At 52.3% G+C, this 21,443-nt stretch carries 22 protein-coding genes, 1 rRNA gene and 1 pseudogene; 9 read left to right on the top strand and 15 right to left on the bottom strand.

Features of this window, described 5'->3' with window-relative positions:
- Together AACU94_RS16930 and gmhB are read right to left on the bottom strand one after the other, a co-directional pair.
- Positions 1-344 (bottom strand): 16S ribosomal RNA (locus AACU94_RS16930); the annotation flags it as partial.
- 365 nt (positions 345-709) lie between these two features.
- On the bottom strand, positions 710-1,282 hold the full coding sequence (gene gmhB, locus AACU94_RS16935) for a D-glycero-beta-D-manno-heptose 1,7-bisphosphate 7-phosphatase (RefSeq protein WP_097751265.1): 573 nt from the start codon (positions 1,280-1,282) through the stop codon (positions 710-712).
- Between the two features lie 187 nt (positions 1,283-1,469).
- On the opposite strand from gmhB, the gene metN reads away from it, so the two are divergent.
- The 7 genes from metN (at position 1,470) to AACU94_RS16970 (ending at position 7,934) form a co-directional block, all read left to right on the top strand.
- Positions 1,470-2,501 (top strand): methionine ABC transporter ATP-binding protein MetN, encoded by a 1,032-nt coding sequence (gene metN / locus AACU94_RS16940; protein WP_000593990.1) that lies wholly within the window; start codon positions 1,470-1,472, stop codon positions 2,499-2,501.
- Positions 2,494-3,147, top strand: a complete 654-nt coding sequence (locus AACU94_RS16945; protein ID WP_001294600.1) for a methionine ABC transporter permease MetI — start codon at positions 2,494-2,496, stop codon at positions 3,145-3,147. Before metN ends, AACU94_RS16945 begins: the two co-directional genes overlap by 8 nt.
- Before the next feature lie 39 nt (positions 3,148-3,186).
- Entirely contained in the window at positions 3,187-4,002 is an 816-nt protein-coding gene (gene metQ, locus AACU94_RS16950) for a methionine ABC transporter substrate-binding lipoprotein MetQ (protein WP_000874226.1), read from the top strand.
- Positions 4,003-4,119: 117 nt separating this feature from the next.
- On the top strand, positions 4,120-4,524 hold the full coding sequence (rcsF, locus tag AACU94_RS16955) for an Rcs stress response system protein RcsF (protein ID WP_001202329.1): 405 nt from the start codon (positions 4,120-4,122) through the stop codon (positions 4,522-4,524).
- A complete protein-coding gene (gene tsaA / locus AACU94_RS16960) occupies positions 4,521-5,228 on the top strand; it encodes a tRNA (N6-threonylcarbamoyladenosine(37)-N6)-methyltransferase TrmO (RefSeq protein ID WP_130205048.1) in 708 nt (235 codons plus the stop codon). Before rcsF ends, tsaA begins: the two co-directional genes overlap by 4 nt.
- Positions 5,229-5,338: 110 nt before the next feature.
- Complete coding sequence (gene proS / locus AACU94_RS16965; RefSeq protein WP_135489855.1) at positions 5,339-7,057, top strand: proline--tRNA ligase; 1,719 nt, start codon at positions 5,339-5,341, stop codon at positions 7,055-7,057.
- 52 nt (positions 7,058-7,109) lie between these two features.
- The gene (locus tag AACU94_RS16970) at positions 7,110-7,934 is read left to right on the top strand and encodes a YaeF family permuted papain-like enzyme (protein WP_135489857.1); all 825 of its coding nucleotides are present in this window, start codon (positions 7,110-7,112) and stop codon (positions 7,932-7,934) included.
- 154 nt (positions 7,935-8,088) lie between these two features.
- Here the strand turns inward: AACU94_RS16970 and nlpE are convergent, their stop codons facing one another.
- The 3 genes from nlpE to AACU94_RS16985 are packed head-to-tail and all read right to left on the bottom strand — an operon-like array spanning position 8,089 to position 9,777.
- Positions 8,089-8,799: an envelope stress response activation lipoprotein NlpE gene (nlpE, locus tag AACU94_RS16975; RefSeq protein WP_130257817.1), complete on the bottom strand. Its 711-nt coding sequence runs from the start codon at positions 8,797-8,799 to the stop codon at positions 8,089-8,091.
- A gap of 13 nt (positions 8,800-8,812) precedes the next feature.
- Positions 8,813-9,235, bottom strand: a complete 423-nt coding sequence (arfB, locus tag AACU94_RS16980) for an alternative ribosome rescue aminoacyl-tRNA hydrolase ArfB (RefSeq protein ID WP_135385032.1) — start codon at positions 9,233-9,235, stop codon at positions 8,813-8,815.
- Positions 9,232-9,777, bottom strand: coding sequence for a YaeQ family protein (locus AACU94_RS16985; RefSeq protein ID WP_001185283.1), 546 nt, complete (start codon positions 9,775-9,777; stop codon positions 9,232-9,234). The genes arfB and AACU94_RS16985 overlap by 4 nt, the downstream gene beginning before the upstream one ends.
- A 165-nt stretch (positions 9,778-9,942) precedes the next feature.
- Between AACU94_RS16985 and AACU94_RS16990 the strand changes: the two genes are divergently transcribed.
- A complete protein-coding gene (locus AACU94_RS16990; RefSeq protein WP_000417058.1) occupies positions 9,943-10,143 on the top strand; it encodes a YaeP family protein in 201 nt (66 codons plus the stop codon).
- Complete coding sequence (rof, locus tag AACU94_RS16995) at positions 10,130-10,390, top strand: Rho-binding antiterminator (protein ID WP_000062312.1); 261 nt, start codon at positions 10,130-10,132, stop codon at positions 10,388-10,390. Before AACU94_RS16990 ends, rof begins: the two co-directional genes overlap by 14 nt.
- A gap of 48 nt (positions 10,391-10,438) precedes the next feature.
- On the opposite strand, the gene tilS is transcribed toward rof, so the two are convergent.
- The 10 genes and pseudogenes from tilS to lpxD all read right to left on the bottom strand — a co-directional run bounded on the left by tilS (position 10,439) and on the right by lpxD (position 21,440).
- Positions 10,439-11,737, bottom strand: coding sequence for a tRNA lysidine(34) synthetase TilS (tilS, locus tag AACU94_RS17000; protein WP_135489859.1), 1,299 nt, complete (start codon positions 11,735-11,737; stop codon positions 10,439-10,441).
- Between the two features lie 64 nt (positions 11,738-11,801).
- On the bottom strand, positions 11,802-12,191 hold the full coding sequence (locus AACU94_RS17005) for a VOC family protein (protein ID WP_130217316.1): 390 nt from the start codon (positions 12,189-12,191) through the stop codon (positions 11,802-11,804).
- Positions 12,192-12,355: 164 nt separating this feature from the next.
- Complete coding sequence (locus tag AACU94_RS17010; RefSeq protein WP_130205036.1) at positions 12,356-12,610, bottom strand: DUF4282 domain-containing protein; 255 nt, start codon at positions 12,608-12,610, stop codon at positions 12,356-12,358.
- A gap of 222 nt (positions 12,611-12,832) precedes the next feature.
- Positions 12,833-13,792 (bottom strand): acetyl-CoA carboxylase carboxyl transferase subunit alpha, encoded by a 960-nt coding sequence (accA, locus tag AACU94_RS17015; RefSeq protein ID WP_000055746.1) that lies wholly within the window; start codon positions 13,790-13,792, stop codon positions 12,833-12,835.
- 12 nt (positions 13,793-13,804) lie between these two features.
- Positions 13,805-17,285, bottom strand: a pseudogene (dnaE, locus tag AACU94_RS17020) (DNA polymerase III subunit alpha).
- A gap of 36 nt (positions 17,286-17,321) precedes the next feature.
- Positions 17,322-17,918, bottom strand: a complete 597-nt coding sequence (rnhB, locus tag AACU94_RS17025) for a ribonuclease HII (protein ID WP_135489861.1) — start codon at positions 17,916-17,918, stop codon at positions 17,322-17,324.
- A complete protein-coding gene (gene lpxB, locus AACU94_RS17030; protein WP_130221597.1) occupies positions 17,915-19,063 on the bottom strand; it encodes a lipid-A-disaccharide synthase in 1,149 nt (382 codons plus the stop codon). The genes rnhB and lpxB overlap by 4 nt, the downstream gene beginning before the upstream one ends.
- On the bottom strand, positions 19,063-19,851 hold the full coding sequence (lpxA, locus tag AACU94_RS17035; protein WP_000565966.1) for an acyl-ACP--UDP-N-acetylglucosamine O-acyltransferase: 789 nt from the start codon (positions 19,849-19,851) through the stop codon (positions 19,063-19,065). The genes lpxB and lpxA overlap by 1 nt, the downstream gene beginning before the upstream one ends.
- Before the next feature lie 3 nt (positions 19,852-19,854).
- Entirely contained in the window at positions 19,855-20,310 is a 456-nt protein-coding gene (gene fabZ, locus AACU94_RS17040) for a 3-hydroxyacyl-ACP dehydratase FabZ (protein WP_000210739.1), read from the bottom strand.
- Positions 20,311-20,414: 104 nt separating this feature from the next.
- Complete coding sequence (lpxD, locus tag AACU94_RS17045; RefSeq protein WP_064524990.1) at positions 20,415-21,440, bottom strand: UDP-3-O-(3-hydroxymyristoyl)glucosamine N-acyltransferase; 1,026 nt, start codon at positions 21,438-21,440, stop codon at positions 20,415-20,417.
- Between the last annotated feature and the right edge of the window lie 3 nt (positions 21,441-21,443).

Raw genomic sequence — 21,443 nt, forward strand, 5'->3', positions numbered from 1 at the left:
TAGGAGTCTGGACCGTGTCTCAGTTCCAGTGTGGCTGGTCATCCTCTCAGACCAGCTAGGGATCGTCGCCTAGGTGAGCCGTTACCCCACCTACTAGCTAATCCCATCTGGGCACATCCGATGGCAAGAGGCCCGAAGGTCCCCCTCTTTGGTCTTGCGACGTTATGCGGTATTAGCTACCGTTTCCAGTAGTTATCCCCCTCCATCAGGCAGTTTCCCAGACATTACTCACCCGTCCGCCACTCGTCAGCAAAGAAGCAAGCTTCTTCCTGTTACCGTTCGACTTGCATGTGTTAGGCCTGCCGCCAGCGTTCAATCTGAGCCATGATCAAACTCTTCAATTTAAAAGTTTGATGCTCAAAGAATTAAACTTCGTAATAAATTACGTGTTCACTCTTGAGACTTGGTATTCATTTATCGTCTTGCGACGTTAAGAATCCGTATCTTCGAGTGCCCACACAGATTGTCTGATAAATTGTTAAAGAGCAGTTGCGACGCGGCTTTCAGCTCACTGTCGCGAGGTGGCGTATATTACACCTTCCTCTTTCAGAGTCAACCCTGAATTTCAGAATTTTCCTCTTCAACCGAACCAGCTGTTTGTGTGAAGTGATTCACATCCGCCGTGTCGATGGAGGCGCATTATAGGGAGTCGGCTCAGGAAGACAAGCGGAAAAATGCATTTTTATTTCAACCGCTCATCTTTTAGTCATTACGCCGATTTTTGCTGCTTTTTTATCGCTTGCGGCAGGTCTGCCAGGCTATTTAACACCCAATCCGCCGCGTTTTCTGCTTCAGGCGTAATAGGTTTACCCGTACGCACCAGCACTTTTGTTCCCACGTTCGCCGCAGCCGCTGCCTGCATATCTTCTAATTTATCGCCCACCATATAAGAAGCGGCCATATCAATATGCAAATAATCGCGTGCTGACAAAAGCATCCCCGGATGTGGTTTGCGGCAGTCGCAGACCTGGCGAAACTCTTCAACACTACCCTGCGGATGATGCGGGCAATAATAGATGCCATCCAGATCGACATCGCGGTCCGCCAGCGACCAGTCCATCCACTCGGTCAGCGTTTCAAACTGTGCTTCGGTAAATTTACCGCGAGCAATGCCAGACTGGTTGGTTACTACCACCAGCGCAAAGCCCATTTTTTTTAGCTCGCGCATGGCGTCAATAACACCGTCGATAAATTCAAAGTTGTCGATCTCATGGACATAGCCGTGATCGACATTAATGGTGCCGTCACGGTCAAGAAAAATTGCGGGTACGCTCTTCGCCACCTTTTATAGCTCCTTAATAAGGCATGTGACGCTAGTATCGCATGTTTCGACCTGCAAGAAAGTGCTCTTCGCATAAACCTGATTGATTTAGACGTCTGGATGCCTTAACATCCATTTCATTGACGGCGTTGCCCGTTTCAGGCATTCGAAATGCCACGACTAACTTAATGACGATAATAAATAATCAATGATAAAACTTTCGAATATCACCAAAGTGTTCCACCAGGGCACCCGTACCATCCAGGCGTTGAACAACGTCAGCCTGCATGTGCCAGCTGGACAAATTTATGGCGTTATCGGTGCCTCAGGCGCGGGTAAGAGTACGCTTATACGTTGTGTAAACCTGCTGGAGCGCCCAACCGAGGGTAGCGTGCTGGTCGATGGCCAGGAACTGACCACGCTGTCAGAATCCGAGTTGACCAAAGCTCGCCGCCAGATTGGTATGATTTTCCAGCATTTTAACCTGCTCTCTTCGCGTACTGTTTTTGGCAACGTGGCTCTGCCGCTGGAGCTGGACAACACACCGAAAGACGAGATCAAACGTCGCGTGACGGAATTGCTGTCATTGGTTGGTCTTGGCGATAAGCATGATAGCTATCCGTCGAACCTTTCCGGTGGGCAGAAACAGCGCGTGGCAATTGCCCGTGCGTTAGCCAGCAATCCCAAAGTATTGCTGTGTGATGAAGCCACCAGCGCGCTGGACCCGGCAACGACACGTTCTATTCTCGAACTGCTGAAAGACATCAACCGCCGTCTGGGTTTGACGATTCTGTTGATCACTCACGAAATGGACGTTGTGAAGCGCATTTGTGATTGCGTGGCGGTCATCAGCAATGGCGAACTGATCGAGCAGGACAAGGTAAGTGAAGTGTTCTCGCATCCGAAAACGCCGCTGGCGCAGAAATTTATTCAGTCGACCCTGCATCTGGATATCCCGGAAGATTATCAGGAACGTCTGCAAGCGGAGCCGTTCACTGACTGCGTGCCGATGCTGCGTCTGGAGTTTACCGGTCAGTCGGTCGATGCCCCACTGCTTTCTGAAACCGCGCGTCGTTTCAACGTCAACAACAACATTATTAGCGCGCAGATGGATTACGCCGGTGGCGTTAAGTTCGGCATCATGCTGACTGAAATGCACGGCACACAACAAGATACGCAAGCCGCCATTGCCTGGCTGCAGGAACACCATGTAAAAGTAGAGGTACTGGGTTATGTCTGAGCCGATGATGTGGCTGCTGGTTCGTGGCGTATGGGAAACGCTGGCAATGACCTTCGTATCCGGTTTTTTTGGGTTTGTGATTGGTCTGCCGGTTGGTGTTCTGCTTTATGTCACGCGTCCGGGGCAAATTATTGCTAACGCGAAGCTGTATCGTACCGTTTCTGCGATTGTGAACATTTTCCGTTCCATCCCGTTCATTATATTGCTGGTATGGATGATTCCGTTTACCCGCGTTATTGTCGGTACATCGATTGGTTTGCAGGCAGCGATTGTTCCGTTAACCGTTGGCGCAGCGCCGTTTATTGCCCGTATGGTCGAGAACGCTCTGCTGGAGATCCCAACCGGGTTAATTGAAGCTTCCCGCGCAATGGGTGCCACGCCAATGCAGATCGTCCGTAAAGTGCTGTTACCGGAAGCGCTGCCGGGTCTGGTGAATGCGGCAACTATCACCCTGATTACCCTGGTCGGTTATTCCGCGATGGGTGGTGCAGTCGGTGCCGGTGGTTTAGGTCAGATTGGCTATCAGTATGGCTACATCGGCTATAACGCGACGGTGATGAATACGGTACTGGTATTGCTGGTCATTCTGGTTTATTTAATTCAGTTCGCAGGCGACCGCATCGTCCGGGCTGTCACTCGCAAGTAACGTTCAACACAACATAAATAATTGAAGAAGGAATAAGGTATGGCGTTCAAATTCAAAACCTTTGCGGCAGTGGGAGCCCTGATCGGATCACTGGCACTGGTAGGCTGCGGTCAGGATGAAAAAGATCCAAACCACATTAAAGTCGGCGTGATTGTTGGTGCCGAACAGCAGGTTGCAGAAGTCGCGCAGAAAGTTGCGAAAGACAAATATGGCCTGGACGTTGAGCTGGTAACCTTCAACGACTATGTTCTGCCAAACGAAGCATTGAGCAAAGGCGATATCGACGCCAACGCCTTCCAGCATAAACCGTACCTTGATCAGCAACTGAAAGATCGTGGCTACAAACTGGTCGCAGTAGGCAACACTTTTGTTTATCCGATTGCTGGTTACTCCAAGAAAATCAAATCACTGGATGAACTGCAGGATGGTTCGCAGGTTGCCGTGCCAAACGACCCAACTAACCTTGGTCGTTCACTGCTGCTGCTGCAAAAAGTGGGCTTGATCAAACTGAAAGATGGCGTTGGCCTGCTGCCGACCGTTCTTGATGTTGTAGAGAACCCAAAAAATCTGAAAATTGTTGAGCTGGAAGCACCGCAACTGCCTCGCTCTCTGGACGACGCGCAAATCGCTCTGGCAGTTATCAATACCACCTATGCCAGCCAGATTGGCCTGACTCCAGCGAAAGACGGTATCTTTGTCGAAGATAAAGAGTCCCCGTACGTAAACCTGATCGTGACGCGTGAAGATAACAAAGACGCCGAGAACGTGAAGAAATTCGTCCAGGCTTATCAGTCTGACGAAGTTTACGAAGCAGCAAACAAAGTGTTTAACGGCGGCGCTGTTAAAGGCTGGTAATTTTTAGGCTGTTTCCACAATTTGTAATATCATTCAGGACGGGCGCTTGCCCGTCTTGTCATTTTTACAAGCGCCTGATTCAATATTGACGTTTTGATCATACATTGAGGAAATACTATGCGTGCTTTACCGATCTGTTTAGTAGCACTCATGCTAAGCGGCTGTTCCATGTTAAGCAGATCCCCTGTCGAACCCGTTCAAAGCACTGCACCCCAGCCGAAAGCGGAGCCTGCAAAACCGAAAGCGCCGCGCGCTACGCCGGTCCGAATTTATACCAATGCAGAAGAATTAGTCGGCAAACCGTTCCGCGATCTCGGTGAAGTCAGTGGCGACTCATGCCAGGCCTCTAATCAGGACTCTCCGCCGAGCATTCCAACCGCGCGTAAGCGGATGCAAATCAATGCCTCTAAAATGAAAGCCAATGCGGTATTACTGCATAGCTGCGAAGTCACCAGCGGTACGCCAGGCTGCTATCGTCAGGCTGTATGTATCGGTTCTGCGCTTAACATTACGGCGAAATGAGCAGTTTCCAGTTCGAGCAAATAGGCGTTATTCGCTCGCCCTATAAAGAAAAATTCGCCGTTCCGCGCCAGCCTGGTCTGGTAAAAAGCGCCAACGGTGAACTGCATCTCATTGCTCCCTACAACCAGGCCGACGCCGTTCGCGGCCTGGAAGCGTTCAGCCATTTATGGATCCTTTTCGTCTTTCATCAAACGATGGAAGGCGGCTGGCGTCCGACTGTGCGTCCGCCTCGTCTTGGCGGTAATGCCAGAATGGGTGTTTTCGCTACGCGCTCCACTTTCCGCCCTAACCCGATTGGTATGTCGCTGGTAGAGCTGAAAGAGGTTGTTTGCCATAAAGACAGCGTGATTCTGAAGCTCGGCAGTCTGGATCTCGTCGATGGTACGCCGGTGGTGGATATCAAACCGTATCTCCCCTTTGCCGAATCGCTTCCCGATGCCAGCGCCAGCTATGCGCAAAATGCGCCAGCGGCAGAAATGGCGGTGAGCTTTACCGCAGAGGTCGAAAAGCAGCTTTTGACGCTGGAGAAGCGTTATCCGCAGTTAACGCTGTTTATCCGCGAAGTACTGGCGCAGGACCCGCGCCCGGCCTATCGTAAAGGTGAGGAAACGGGCAAAACCTATGCCGTCTGGCTGCATGATTTTAACGTTCGCTGGCGCGTCACCGACGCAGGTTTTGAAGTCTTTGCGCTGGAACCGCGTTAAATTCACGCCCTTCTCTTTTGACATTTCTTTTGCACTGGTAAACTAAATCACTTTTTTTGTCCCAGGCTCGCCTTGAGCCTGTTCTACCTTCCAACTGGAACCGTAACAACATGCGTACTAGCCAATACCTGCTCTCCACTCTCAAGGAGACACCTGCCGACGCCGAGGTGATCAGCCATCAGCTGATGCTGCGCGCCGGGATGATCCGCAAGCTGGCCTCCGGGTTATATACCTGGCTGCCGACCGGCGTGCGCGTTCTGAAAAAAGTCGAAAACATCGTGCGTGAAGAGATGAACAACGCCGGTGCGATCGAGGTGTCGATGCCGGTGGTTCAGCCAGCCGATTTGTGGCAAGAGAGTGGTCGTTGGGAACAGTACGGTCCGGAACTGCTGCGTTTTGTTGACCGTGGCGAGCGTCCGTTCGTACTCGGCCCAACTCATGAAGAAGTTATCACTGACCTGATTCGTAACGAGCTTAGCTCTTACAAACAGCTGCCGCTGAACTTCTATCAGATCCAGACCAAGTTCCGCGACGAAGTGCGTCCGCGTTTCGGCGTCATGCGTTCCCGCGAATTCCTGATGAAAGATGCTTACTCTTTCCATACTTCTCAGGAATCCCTGCAGAAAACCTACGATGCAATGTATGCGGCCTACAGCAAAATCTTCAGCCGCATGGGGCTGGATTTCCGCGCCGTACAGGCCGACACCGGTTCTATCGGCGGCAGCGCCTCTCACGAATTCCAGGTGCTGGCGCAGAGCGGTGAAGACGATGTGGTCTTCTCCGACACCTCTGACTATGCAGCGAACATTGAGCTGGCAGAAGCTATCGCGCCGAAAGAACCGCGCGCTGCTGCTACCCAGGAAATGACGCTGGTTGATACGCCGAACGCGAAAACCATCGCGGAACTGGTTGAACAGTTCAATCTGCCGATTGAGAAAACGGTTAAGACTCTGCTGGTTAAAGCGGTTGAAGGCAGTAGCTTCCCGCTGGTTGCGCTGCTGGTGCGCGGTGACCACGAGCTGAACGAAGTTAAAGCAGAAAAACTGCCGCAGGTTGCAAGCCCGCTGACTTTCGCGACCGAAGAAGAAATTCGTGCCGTGGTTAAAGCTGGTCCGGGTTCACTGGGTCCGGTAAACATGCCGATTCCGGTGGTGATTGACCGTACCGTTGCGGCGATGAGTGATTTCGCTGCTGGTGCTAACATCGATGGTAAACACTACTTCGGTATCAACTGGGATCGCGATGTCGCTACCCCAGAAATTGCGGATATCCGTAACGTGGTGGCTGGCGATCCAAGCCCGGATGGTCAGGGTACGCTGCTGATCAAACGTGGTATCGAAGTCGGTCACATCTTCCAGCTGGGTACCAAGTACTCCGAAGCACTGAAAGCCTCCGTACAGGGTGAAGATGGCCGTAACCAAATCCTGACGATGGGTTGCTACGGTATCGGGGTAACGCGTGTGGTAGCTGCGGCAATTGAGCAGAACTACGACGAACGCGGCATCGTATGGCCTGACGCTATCGCGCCGTTCCAGGTGGCGATTCTGCCGATGAACATGCACAAATCCTTCCGCGTACAGGAACTGGCCGAGAAACTGTACAGCGAGCTGCGCGCGCAAGGTATCGAAGTGCTGCTGGATGACCGCAAAGAGCGTCCAGGCGTAATGTTTGCTGATATGGAACTGATCGGTATTCCGCACACTATTGTGCTGGGCGACCGTAACCTCGACAACGACGATATCGAATATAAATATCGTCGTAACGGCGAGAAGCAGTTAATTAAAACTGGTGACATCGTCGATTATCTGGTGAAACAGATTAAAGGCTGATGCCAGAAAGGGTCCTGAATTTCAGGACCCTTTTTTACATGGATTGTATAAAATGGATAAACCAAAGGCGTACTGCCGCCTGCTTGTCCCCTACTTTCTTTTACTTTCGGCCTGTACCGTTGATATCAGCCAGCCAGACTCATCAGCCACAGCGGTAGATGCCGAGGCAAAAACATGGGCAATCAAATTCCAACATCAAAGCTCTTTCACCGAACAAGCAATAAAAGAAATAACGGAACCTGATCTCAAATCCGGCGATTTGCTGTTCTCCTCAAGCCTTGGGGTTACCTCATTTGGTATCCGCGTCTTCAGCACTTCCTCTGTGAGTCACGTTGCAATCTATCTGGGTGATAATAACGTTGCAGAAGCGACAGGCGCTGGCGTCCAGATTGTTTCCCTGAAAAAAGCCATGAAGCACAGTGATAAGCTTTTCGTCCTACGAGTCCCGGACCTTACCCCGCAACAAGCCACAGAAATCACCGCGTTCGCCAACAAAATCAAAGATAGCGGGTATAACTATCGCGGCATTGTCGAGTTCATTCCATTTATGGTGACCCGCCAGATGTGCTCACTGAATCCTTTTTCCGCAGATTTTCGCCAACAGTGCGTCAGCGGCCTGGCGAAAGCGCAGTTAAGCAGTGTGGGCGAAGGAGACAAAAAGTCGTGGTTTTGTTCGGAATTTGTCACTGATGCATTTGCCAAATCCGGGCATCCGCTTACGCTGGCGCAATCGGGCTGGATTAGCCCTGCCGATCTGATGCATATGCGTAGTGGTGATGTCTCTGCATTTAAACCAGAAACGCAGTTACAGTATGTTGGGCACCTGAAGCCAGGGATTTATATTAAAGCAAGTCGCTTTGTTGGGCTGACTCAGTGATAAAAGCCAGCCTCGTGCGCAAAATGCCGGATGCGGCGTGAACGCCTTATCCGGCAAACAAATCGTGCTAATTCAAAATATTGCATTGTATGCTTTAGGCCTAATAAGCGCAGCGCATGAGGCAATTTTTCGTTTGTTTCTATCTCAAGACGGGTTACAGCCCCAAACTACTGCAATCCTTGTTCGGGTAAAATTTACCCGCCGTATCGGGCGCTAATACTTTGGTCGGCGCACCGGTATCCGGATTAGCCTCCAGCGTAAAGTGACCTTCAACTGACAGTAACACCGGTTTTTCACTGTTACCCCGCGCAGCCAGGTAGCCACGCTCCAGCTCTGCGTTATTCGCCACCATAAAACGTTTTCCGGTCGCGCAATCAGTAAAGGTCGCCGCATCAGCCATATAGAAATACATGCCACGCAGGGTCATCGGCGTCATTGGCATGCTCGATTTTGTCGGTTCCAGCGTGTAGTTGAACTGCGATTCAATGGGATTACCTTCACGATCGAGCATCTCCAGTGCATCCCCTTTCGCTCGATAATATGACTTTTCACCTTTGCTGTCGGTTAATACCAGCTTGTCGGCAGTTCGCGCCCATGTACCATAGGAGGCAAAGGATGAAGGCTCTTCACGAGCGCCAAGATAGCGTTCGTTCATCACCCAGGTTCCATCTTTTTCGAGGAACAGAGAGGTTTCGATCCCTTCGCAATCGGCACACGGCAGCACGCCACGCCAACTTTGCGGCATCGGTTTCAGTTCGGCAGCCTGCGCCGGAGAAAGCGTATCGACTTCGGCCCGATTGTTACATCCCATCAGAGTAAAGAGGCTGATTACAGCCATCGCTGTCACTATCGCTTTTCTCACCATCCATTCCTTCTTTTTACTCCCGACCGCTGCGCACTTTGCCGCGCATCGCCTTCACGCTTGATTTTTGTGCCTTCGATGCCAGCCTGCGCTCTTTTGATGCGCGGGTTGGCCGCGTGGGTCGTCGGGTTTTTTGTTCTGTTGTTAATTCTTTAATCACTGCCACCAACCGGGCCAGCGCCGCTTCGCGGTTGAGCTCCTGACTACGGTATTCCTGCGCCTTAATGACAATCACGCCATCGCTGCTGATTAAATGATGGCTGGCGGCGAGCAGGCGTTCTTTGTAATACTCTGGCAGGCTGGACGCCCGAATGTCAAAACGTAGATGAATAGCCGTTGAGGTCTTATTAACATGCTGCCCGCCCGCGCCCTGCGCACGAATGGCGGTGATCTCAAGCTCACTATCGGGGATAGCAACATGTCGGGAAATCACAATCATGAAGGTTGTTGCCAGACGGTTAAGTTCACTTCCAGATTATTCTTATCATCCGATAACCAGATCACGCCATCCTGAATCGTTGCCTGCAGCGTCATGGTACGATCGGCAAAGGCGCTTACTTTCGCCAGTTGTTCATCATCCAGATACCAGACGGAAAGATTGGCAAACTGCGCACATTTGCTCTGATTTTGCTGCCACCAGATTTGCGCCGCCCGACTATTATAGGCAAACAGCGCCACTTCTGCGGCCTGGGTGCAGGCTTTCTTAATCCGCCGCTCATCCGGCAGCCCCAGTTCAATCCACAAATCAATGCCCAGGTGATCGTTACGCAGCCACGCTTCCGGCTCATCATCGGCACACAAACCTCGGGTAAATTGCAGACGTTCATCAGCATATTTCAGCCACGCCAGCAGGCGCAGCATCATGCGCTCCTGGGTTTCTGAAGGATGGCGCGCCAGCGTCAGAGAGGCATCGAGAAACTGGTTGCGGTCGAGATCGGCCACATTAACCGTCGCTTTATAAATTGTCGCTTTAAGCGCCATAAGAAAACTCCTTTCGAATCAGGAGGCCATTGTAACGGAATACGTGCAGTTGCGGCGCTGATATTGCAGAAATGAGTGTGGTATAGTCACCTTGCGAAACAGAGTTTATCTTCGTAGGCTTAGACTTGCATCCACGGTTAAGTCAGAGTGCTGACAGGAGGGCATGTGGAAAAATATTGTGAGTTAATACGCAAGCGGTACGCGGAAATCGCCAGCGGAGACTTAGGATACGTTCCGGACGCGCTGGGCTGCGTTTTGAAAGTGCTGAATGAAATGGCTGCCGACGACGCCCTTTCTGAGGCTGTCAGGGAAAAAGCAGCATACGCTGCGGCAAACTTACTGGTGAGCGATTATGTCAATGAATGATACGTATCAACCAATCAATTGTGATGATTACGATAATCTTGAGCTCGCCTGCCAGCATCATTTAATGCTGACACTTGAGCTGAAAGATGGCGAAAAATTGCAGGCGAAGGCCAGCGATTTGGTCTCCCGCAAAAATGTGGAGTATCTGGTCGTCGAGGCCGCTGGCGAAACCCGCGAGCTACGTCTGGATAAAATTACCAGCTTTAGCCACCCGGAAATCGGTACGGTGGTAGTGAGCGAGTCCTGATTGACTTTCGCCGGATGCGACGTTTGAAGCGTCTTATCCGGCTTTCACTTAACTAAGCGTTTTTTGCCAGACAAAACTTACGCCCTTCTCACCTTCAGCCACACCTTCTTGCGTCACAAATACCCCTGCCGCCGCAATCAGCGTTTCGCCATAAAACAGCAGTGGCGTGGTGTCACGTAGCCACGGCGGCACGCCCAGCTCTTGCCAGATTTTCTTCAGCTTACGTCCGCCGTTGCGCCCGACAATATGCAGCAATCCTGGCGCTTTGAAACGCACGCTGACTGCTTCGTCTGCACGCGGAGGGCGAATATCGTCTCCCGCAGTAAGCTGTACACTTCCCAGCCCCGCCGGTAATTCCAGCGGCTGTTGCCACGCCTGCCACGGCACAATGGTTTCGCTTTGCCCGGCGACGGATTTAATCCACCACAGTTGCGACTGATAGCGGCGGATTTCAAACGCGCCCAAACGTAAACAGGGGGAAGCATCTTCCCGCGCCAGCGCCACTTCCTGCCAGATCCTTTCCAGCGCGTCGCGGGAAGGCATTGGTGCATTCAGCCCTGACAGCCAGCGGCGGATAATCGCCGCGCGACGGGCATCACTCATCGCCAGCATTGGCGCAATCTGCAGCGTCCTTTGCGGCGTTTGGCAGTGCGCTAAATCATCCGCCAGCAGTTCATCCAGCAGGCTCTCTTGTTCGGCGCAAAGTGCGGCACTACGGGCCGTCGCTTCGGCAAAATGTGGCCAACGCTGCTGCAATAACGGCACCACGCGCAAGCGCAGGAAGTTACGATCGTAGCTATCATCCTGATTACTTTCGTCTTCAATCCAGCGTAAACCATGCGCCAACGCCCACTGCGCCAGTTCCCCCCGCGTGCGAGCGAGGAACGGGCGGATAAGCCGCGTTCCGGCAAACTCCGAGACTTCCCCCATAGCCGAAAGCCCGGCAGGGCCGCTACCGCGTTTAAGCGCCAGCAGAAAGGTTTCACATTGATCGTCAAGATGTTGTGCTGTGACCAGTACTTCACCAGGCAACAGGGTGCGGGCAAATGCCTGATAACGCGCCTGCCGCGCCTGGGCCTCAATGCCTAACCCCTCTTGCGCAAGTTGTACGCGCTCGACCACCAGCGGCACCTGCCACTGCTGGCAGATATTTTCACAATGTTGCACCCAGGCATCAGCATTGGCACTTAAACCGTGATGCACATGGATAGCGCGCAAAGTGACGCCCGGATTTTCCGCCCGCCACTGCACCAGCTGATGCAGCAGAACGGTGGAGTCAAGCCCGCCGCTAAAGGCCGCCAGAATCTGGCGTGAGGTGAGAAGTTGTGTATTCAGTGTGAGTGTCATGATAGCGCGATTTTACAGTAGCGATGCCCGGCACGTTACCGGGCAAATTCAGTAATGACAAGCCTTACTGCTCATACAGTTCCAGCGGCAGTCCGTCAGGGTCGTTAAAGAACGTGAAGCGTTTTTGCGTGTATGGATCGATACGTATCGCTTCACATTTCACGTTATTGCTTTCCAGGTGCGCCACTGCCGTATCGATATCATCAACGCTAAAAGCCAGATGGCGCAGGCCGCAGGCTTCCGGTCGACTGGGTCGTTGCGGCGGAAACGGAAATGAGAAAAGCTCAATCACGTACTGCCCATTAAGTGCCAAATCCCCTTTCCACGAATCTCGCGCTTCACGATAGACTTCGCTTTGCAGCGTGAAGCCGAGAATGTCGCAGTAAAAAGCTTTGCTCACCGCATAATCCGTCGCAATAATCGCAATATGGTGAACCTGTTTTAAACCCAACATAGAATCTCCTGCATTGATATGATACGCACGTGCATCGCTATATATTGATAATACGCACAAATTACAGGAAAGATGAATCAGACATTTACACTGACTTTAAAACAACATCTCAAACGCCTGTAATAGCGGTTGAGATGCGGTTTGGTGAAGCGCTTTGCGGGAGATTACTCTGCGCTATTCTTGCTAACACTCTCGGCAATGCGGCGCAAATATTCGTTATTCTTAAACGCTATCATAATTAATTCGAACGTCATACGACAGCTTATAAGACCAATGACGGTATAAGCTAACCCTAAGATAATGTTTCCACTAAATATGGAGAAGACACCGCCTATCAGTGTTAGCACCATAGCCAGCCAGTAAAAAAACACCAGAACACGCGGCATAAGAAGATGATCAAATCCTAAAATTGCTTTCATATTTTATCCTTAAAAATTCTATGAGATTGATAAATTTATATTATTTTTGACCACTGTGTATATTGGTATATGCCTCCGAAATCGGAGTTATCAACATGAGTTCAAGAATTTTATGGCAGGAGAAAACGAAAGTAAGATTATCTAAATGTATTTATAATATGACTAAATAAACCACATAGAAAAAAAGGCCACCGAAGTGACCCTTTTCAGAATATTTGCTGATTACGCGTAGCCGTAGCTCATCAGACGCTGATAACGACGATTTTTTAAATCTTCAGTGCTTAACACGTCGAGATCGGCTAGATCCGCCAGCAGCTGCGCTTTCAACGATGCCGCCATCGCTTCCGGGTTACGGTGAGCGCCGCCCAGCGGTTCCGGGATGATGGAGTCGATCAGTTTCAGTTCTTTCAAACGCGGAGCGATGATACCCATCGCTTCAGCCGCCAGCGGCGCTTTGTCGGCACTCTTCCACAGAATGGACGCGCAACCTTCCGGCGAGATAACGGAATAGGTGCTGTATTGCAGCATATTCACTTTATCGCCCACACCAATCGCCAGCGCGCCGCCAGAACCACCTTCACCGATAACGGTACAAATAGTCGGTACGCTAAGGCGAGACATTTCACGCAGGTTGCGCGCGATGGCTTCAGACTGACCACGCTCTTCTGCGCCCACGCCCGGATATGCCCCCGGGGTGTCGATAAAGGTGATGATAGGCATCTTAAAGCGTTCAGCCATTTGCATCAGACGCAGTGCTTTGCGGTAACCTTCTGGCGCTGGCATACCAAAGTTACGGCGAATTTTTTCTTTGGTTTCACGACCTTTTTGATGACCAATGATCATCACCGGACGACCATCGAGACGGGCGATACCACCGACGATAGCTTTATCGTCTGCATACGCGCGGTCGCCAGCCAGTTCGTCAAATTCATCAAATGCCAGGCGAACGTAATCCAGGGTATAAGGACGCTGTGGATGGCGTGCCAGTTGCGCAATCTGCCATGCACCGAGATCGGCGAAGATTTTACGTGTCAGTTCTACGCTTTTTTCACGCAGACGATGCACTTCTTCATCGATGTTAATATCCAGTTTCTCATCCTGGCGGCTAACCGCAGTCAGAGAATCGATTTTCGCTTCCAGCTCTGCAATCGGCTGTTCAAAATCAAGGAAATTCAGACTCATAGTATTCCTGTATTAGTCAAACTCCAGTTCCACCTGCTCCGAACCAATGAGGCCACGGAGATCGTTTAATAAACGATCGCTCGGAGAGACACGCCACGTCGCGCCAAAACGCAACCGCGCGCGTGCATCCGCCCTCTGATAGTAGAGATGTACTGGAATTGTCCCAGAGCGGTGGGGTTCCAGAGACTGACGGAGTCGGTTTAAAAGCTGGTCATCAATTTGCCTGTCCGTCAGCGAGATAGCAAGCCCGCGAGCATATTTTTCCCGGGCTTCGTCAATATCCATCACTTCGCGAGCGGTCATTTTAAGCCCACCGCTGAAGTCATCAAAGCTGACCTGTCCGCTGACGATAAGTATGCGGTCTTTTTCCAGCAATTGCTGGTATTTATCCAGGGCGTCTGTAAACAACATCACTTCCAGGCGCCCGGAACGGTCATCCAGCGTGCAGATACCGATACGATTGCCGCGCTTGGTGACCATAACCCGCGCGGCAACAACGAGCCCCGCAGCCGTGGTGACTTTACCACGTTCTGTCGGGTGCATGTCTTTCAGCCTTACGCCTCCGACATAACGCTCAATCTCTTTTAAATACTGGTTGATAGGGTGTCCCGTCAGGTACAGACCTAACGTTTCACGTTCCCCATCTAACACCACCTGCTCCGGCCACGGCTGGCAGCTGGCGTAGGATTGTTCAATTTGTTCCGGCTCTTCGGCCAGCACGCCGAACATATCGGCCTGACCGATGGCTTCCGCTTTCGCGTGTTGATCTGCCGCTTTTAACGCATCGCCCAGCGAGTTCATCAGCGCCGCGCGGTGTGGACCCAAGCGGTCAAACGCCCCGGACATGATCAGTTTTTCCAGCACTCGCCGGTTTAACTTTTTGGTGTCGGTTCGGGCGCAGAGATCAAACAGTTCGCGGAAGTAGCCGCCTTTATTACGGGCTTCGATGATGGCCTCAATCGGACCTTCACCTACCCCTTTGATCGCGCCAATACCATACACGATTTCGCCGTCGTCGTTGACGTGGAAATGGTAAAGACCGGAGTTTATATCTGGTGGCAGGATTTTCAGCCCCATCCGCCAGCACTCATCCACCAGGCCCACCACCTTCTCGGTATTATCCATATCGGCAGTCATTACCGCCGCCATAAACTCTGCCGGATAGTGCGCTTTCAGCCATAACGTTTGATATGACACCAAAGCATAGGCCGCAGAGTGCGATTTGTTAAATCCGTAACCGGCGAATTTCTCCACCAGGTCGAAGATTTTCATCGCCAGTTCGGCGTTGATCCCGTTCTTTTCTGCACCTTCAGCAAATACAGAACGCTGCTTAGCCATCTCTTCCGGCTTTTTCTTACCCATCGCACGACGCAGCATATCCGCGCCACCGAGGGTATAACCAGAGAGCACCTGGGCAATCTGCATGACCTGTTCCTGATACAGGATAATGCCGTAGGTTGGCTCCAGTACCGGTTTCAGGCTTTCATGCTGCCACTGCACGTCCGGGTAGGAAATCTCCTCGCGACCATGTTTACGGTCGATAAAGTTATCCACCATCCTGATTGCAACGGGCCGGGGCGGAACAGTGCCACCAGTGCGATCATATCTTCGAAGCAGTCAGGTTGCAGACGCTTGATCAGGTCTTTCATGCCGCGCGATTCAAGCTGGAATACCGCCGTGGTTTCCGAGCGTTGCAGCATGTCGAAGCTTTCTTATCATCAAGCGGGATCGCGGCGATATCCAGCGGCGGCTCGCCATTCTTCGCCCGCCGCTTGTTGATCATCTCCAGCGCCCAGTTGATGATGGTGAGCGTACGCAAGCCGAGGAAGTCGAACTTCACCAGTCCGGCGTATTCAACGTCGCTTTTATCAAACTGGGTGACCGGATGTTTGCCCTCTTCATCGCAGTAAAGCGGCGCAAAATCAGTAATTTTGGTCGGCGCGATAACCACCCCACCGGCGTGCTTACCGGCGTTACGGGTGACCCCTTCCAGTTTGCGCGCCATGTCGATCAGCGCCTTAACTTCTTCATCTGCTTCGTAGATTTCCGGCAGCTGCGGCTCGGCTTCAAACGCTTTCGCCAGCGTCATCCCCGGATCGGGCGGGATCAGTTTCGAGATACGGTCGACAAAGCCGTACGGATGCCCCAGCACGCGGCCTACGTCGCGGATCACCGCTTTCGCCGCCATCGTACCGAAGGTGATAATCTGCGATACCGCATCACGACCGTACATGTCTGCCACGTGCTCGATAACCTGATCGCGTTTCTCCATACAGAAGTCAACGTCGAAGTCAGGCATGGAGACACGTTCCGGGTTAAGGAAACGTTCGAACAGCAGGTCAAATTCCAGCGGATCGAGGTCGGTGATTTTCAGCGCGTAGGCCACCAGTGACCCTGCACCGGAGCCACGGCCTGGCCCTACCGGTACGCCGTTATCTTTCGACCACTGGATAAATTCCATAACGATGAGGAAGTAGCCCGGGAAGCCCATCTGGTTGATAACCTGAAGTTCAGTTTCCAGACGCTCGTCATATTCCGGGCGGCGCTTAACACGTTCTTCTTCGTCAGGGAATAAAAATGCCAGACGCTCTTCCAGGCCCTCTTTTGCACGCTTGACCAGATAATCTTCGGTGCTCATGTCTCCGGTCGGGAACTGCGGCAGGAAGTATTCACCAAGACGCACAGTTACGTTACAGCGTTTGGCGATCTCAACGGTGTTGGCAAGAGCTTCGGGGATGTCGGCAAACAGCTCGCACATCTCCTCTTCGCTACGCATATATTGCTGCGGCGAATAGTTACGCGGGCGTTTAGGATCGTCGAGGGTAAAGCCGTCGTGGATCGCGACGCGGATTTCGTGTGCGTCAAAGTCGCTGCTGTCGATAAAGCGCACGTCGTTGGTCGCCACGACGGGCAAACCGCGCGCTTCCGCCAGTTCCACCGCCGCGTGCAAATAGCTTTCTTCGTCCGGCCTTCCGGTGCGGATCAGCTCGAGAAAATAGCGATCCGGGAAGTGTTCTTCATAAAACGCGACACACTCATCTACCAGCGCGCTGTTACCACGCAAAAGACTGCGCCCGACGTCGCCCATGCGCCCGCCAGAGAGCAAAATCAGCCCTTCGTTTAATTCGATAAGCCAGTCGCGATCGATGATCGGTCCGGCGGCACCGTAACCGCGCTGATACGCTTTTGAGATCAGCAACGTCAGATTCTGATAGCCAGTATTGTTCGCCGCCAGCACCGTCAGGTGGGTTAACTCATCACCCAGCAGGTTGCACTGGACATTAAAATCTGCCCCGACGATGGGCTTAATCCCTGCGCCATGTCCCGCTCCGTAGAACTTCACCAGACCGCAAAGGTTGGTGAAATCGGTGATCGCCAGTGCTGGCATACCCAACGCCGCCGCCTTTTTTACCAGCGGCGCGGTTTTTGCCAGGCCATCGATCATCGAGTAGTCGCTGTGCACCCGCAGGTGTACGAAACGTGGTTCAGACATCTTCAGATTCCGGTTTACTTAATCTCGACACAAGAATCAGGACGCAAGTCCCAGTGCGCGTTTGACAGGCCCAAAGCTGCGACGATGATGTTCAGTCGCGCCATATTCAGCCAGTTTTTCCAGATGAAAAGCGGTTGGATACCCTTTGTGTTGGGCAAAACCATATTGCGGGAAAACAATATCCAGCGCCGCCATTTCGGCGTCGCGCGTCACTTTCGCCAGGATAGACGCAGCACTGATTTCCGGTACGCGGCTATCGCCTTTCACCACTGCCATCGACGGCATCGGTAATTTCGGGCAGCGGTTACCATCAACCAACACATATTCCGGCGCAATATGCAGCCCAGCGACGGCACGCTGCATCGCCAGCATGGTCGCGTGTAAAATATTCAGTTCGTCGATTTCATGAGGTTCCGCGCGGCCCAGGCTCCAGCTTAACGCTTTCTCTTTGATCTCTTCACAGAGCGCAAGACGACGTTTTTCACTTAGCTTTTTGGAATCATTCAACCCGACAATCGGGCGCGCCGGATCGAGGATCACGGCAGCGGTAACGACCGAGCCAACCAACGGCCCGCGCCCAACTTCATCCACACCAGCAACCAGATTCGTGTGCGGATAGACAAATTCGATCATTGTGCTAACTCCAGAACGGCTTGTGCCGCCTGCTCATCGGCATTGCAGCGGATCTGCTGATGCAGCTCGCGGAAGGTGTCGTGCATCGCGTGGCTGGTTTTCCCGTTCGCCAACAGCGGTAACAGCGACTCAGCCAGTTTTTGCGGCTCACACTCTTCCTGCAATAATTCTTTAACTAACTCTCTGCCCGCCAGCAGGTTTGGCAGCGAGACATAATCGGTTTTCACCAGCCGCTTCGCCAGCCAGAAGGTGAAAGGCTTCATGCGATACCCCACCACCATCGGGCATTTCGCCAGCATGCACTCCAGTGCAGCCGTACCCGACGCCAATAGCGCCGCATCGCTGGCGACCATCGCCTCACGGCCCATTCCATCCAGCATATGAACCGAAAGGTCTGGCGCGACTTCAGCTTTGATGCGTTCAAACTGCTCACGGCGTTTGGCATTTACCAGCGGCACCACGATCTCCAGATCAGGGTAAGTCTGGCGCAAAAGCTGGGCAGTTTTCAGGAAATCGGCGCTAAGCATCTCCACTTCCGCGCCACGGCTTCCCGGCAACAATGCCAGACAGTGGGCATCGTGAGGGATCCCCAGCACATCACGCGCGGCGTTTTTATCTGGATCTAACGGCATGGCATCAGCCATGGTGTGACCGATAAAACGGCACGGCACGTTATATTTGTCATAAAACGCTTTTTCGAAAGGCAGAAATGCGAGCACCAGATCGGTGGCTCTGCCTATTTTGAAAACGCGTTTCTGTCGCCACGCCCAGACGGACGGACTGACATAATGAATGGTTTTGATACCCTGCTTTTTAAGGTTACCTTCAAGGGTAATATTGAAGTCAGGCGCATCAATACCGACAAAAACATCTGGCTTCAGTTCGCCAAAACGCTTTGTCAGATCGGCACGAATATGCAGTAAGCGACGCAGACGCCCGAGCACTTCAACAATGCCCATCACCGCCAGCTCTTCCATTTCGTACCAGGCTTCGCAGCCTTCGGCTTGCATTCGTGGTCCGGCAACACCAACAAAGCGGGCATTGGGCACACGTTCTTTCAGAGCACGGATTAAACCGGCCCCCAGGATATCGCCGGAGGTTTCTCCGGCGACCAGGGCAATCGTTAATGGACGCTGTTCAGTCATTAACGAATCAGACCGCGCGTTGAGCGTGCAAAGAAATCGGTAAAGGCTTTTACTTCCGGATACGTTTCCGCAAGTTCGGCAATTTCCGGTTTCACTTCATCGAGCGTTTTACCGCTGCGATAAATCAGCTTATACGCATTGCGGATAGCGGTAATCGCCTCGCGGCTAAATCCGCGGCGCTTCAGCCCTTCGATATTGACACCGAACGGCGTTGCGTGGTTACCCTGCGCAATGACATAAGGAGGGACGTCCTGCGCCACACCGGAGCAACCGCCAACCATCACATGCGCACCAATGATGCAGAACTGATGGACTGCGGTCATGCCGCCGATGATCGCGAAGTCGTCTACCGATACGTGCCCCGCCAGCGTTGCGTTGTTGGCGAGAATGCAGCGGTTACCTACCGTACAATCGTGCGCAATGTGCGCGTTGATCATCAGTAAGTTGTCGCTGCCCACCTTCGTCAATCCACCGCCCTGGACTGTGCCACGATGAATGGTGACGCTTTCGCGAATGCGGTTACGATCGCCGATTTCCACGCGGGTCGGTTCGCCAGCATATTTCAGATCCTGGTTAACTTCACCGATGGAGGCGAACTGATAAATCTCATTGTCGCGGCCAATTTTAGTATGACCATTCACGACAACGTGAGATTTCAGTACGGTACCCTCACCAATTTCGACATGGGGTCCAACGATACAAAAAGGACCAATGTGGGCGTTGGCGCCAATCGACGCGCCCTCTTCCACAATGGCGGTTGGATGCACAAAGGCGGATTTATCAATCACGTATCAGGCCTCCCGGCTACGAGCACACATCATCGTTGCTTCGCAAACTACTTTACCGTCGACCAGAGCAACCCCTTTAAAACGGGTCAGGCCGCGGCGCGTTTTTTCGAAAGTGACTTCCATGATCATTTGATCGCCTGGCACGACCGGGCGCTTGAAGCGCGCTTCGTCAATACCAGCGAAGTAGTACAGCTCACCCGGTTCCAGTTTTCCTACGCTTTTAAACGCCAGAATACCTGTTGCCTGTGCCATTGCTTCCAGAATCAGCACACCCGGGAAAATCGGTTTTCCAGGGAAATGGCCCTGGAAGAATGGCTCATTGACAGAGACATTTTTTACTGCGCGCAGAAAACGACCTTCTTCAAAATCCAGCACGCGATCCACCAGTAAGAACGGGAAACGGTGCGGCAGAAGTTCTAAAATCTCTTCAATCTGCAGAGTATGAGTGTTAGTAGTCAAGATACTCTTCCTGTCAAAATATAAGAAACGACAATAATAACACGGCCTGCCGCAATCGTAAGAATGAGACAGGCCGTAAAGTTTGGCGAACAAAAGATGGAACGTTAGTCTTGTTGATTAACCTTGCGCTCAAGCGACTTCAGACGCTTGCTCATGTCATCAATGTTCATCACCAGTGCAGCGGTTTTGCGCCAGACTTTGTTGGGTTGCAGCGGAATGCCTGAGGAATAGACGCCTGGTTCAGTGATGGGACGCATCACCATACCCATGCCCGTAACCGTCACTTTATCGCATATTTCCATATGCCCGTTGATTACGCTGGCACCGCCGATCATGCAGTAACGACCAATTTTCAGGCTGCCCGCCATAATGACGCCACCGGCAACCGCCGTATTGTCGCCAATCACGACGTTATGTGCAATCTGGCACTGGTTATCAATGATCACGCCATTGCCAATAACGGTGTCGTCCAGCGCACCGCGATCGATGGTGGTACATGCGCCGATCTCCACGCGATCGCCAATAATTACGCGACCAATCTGCGGGATCTTCACCCAGTTACCACGATCGTTGGCATAGCCAAAGCCGTCTGCGCCTACCACAGTTCCGGATTGGATCAGGCAATTCTGACCAATCTGGATCTCATGGTAAATCGTCACGTTCGCCCAAAGACGCGAACCTGCACCGATTTTGCTGTTTTTACCAACGAAGCAACCGGCGCCGATAACCACGTTATCGCCCAGTTCAACGCCGGACTCAATCACCGCGTTAGCGCCAATTGATACGTTGTTACCCAGCTTCGCCGTCGCGTCGATCACTGCACTCGGTGCAATGTTTTGCGCGGGCTGTGGCGTGGTATCTAAAATTTGCGCCATGCGCGCGTAAGTCAGGTAGGGATTCTTCACTACCAGCGCGGCACTTTTCGCGAAAGGGAGATCGTCCTGAGTCATGACAACCGCGGACGCCTGGCACAAGCCTAAATGTTCACGGTATTTAGGGTTAACCATGAACGTGATGTGACCTGTTTGTGCAGATTGCATGGACGCAACGCCGGTGATGACGATATCGCCATCACCGTGTAGTTCTGCATCCAACTGCTGCGCTAAATCAGCCAGTCGAATTGAAGGCATTAC

Source organism: Escherichia sp. E4702 (assembly GCF_963883545.1).
Lineage (GTDB): Bacteria > Pseudomonadota > Gammaproteobacteria > Enterobacterales > Enterobacteriaceae > Escherichia.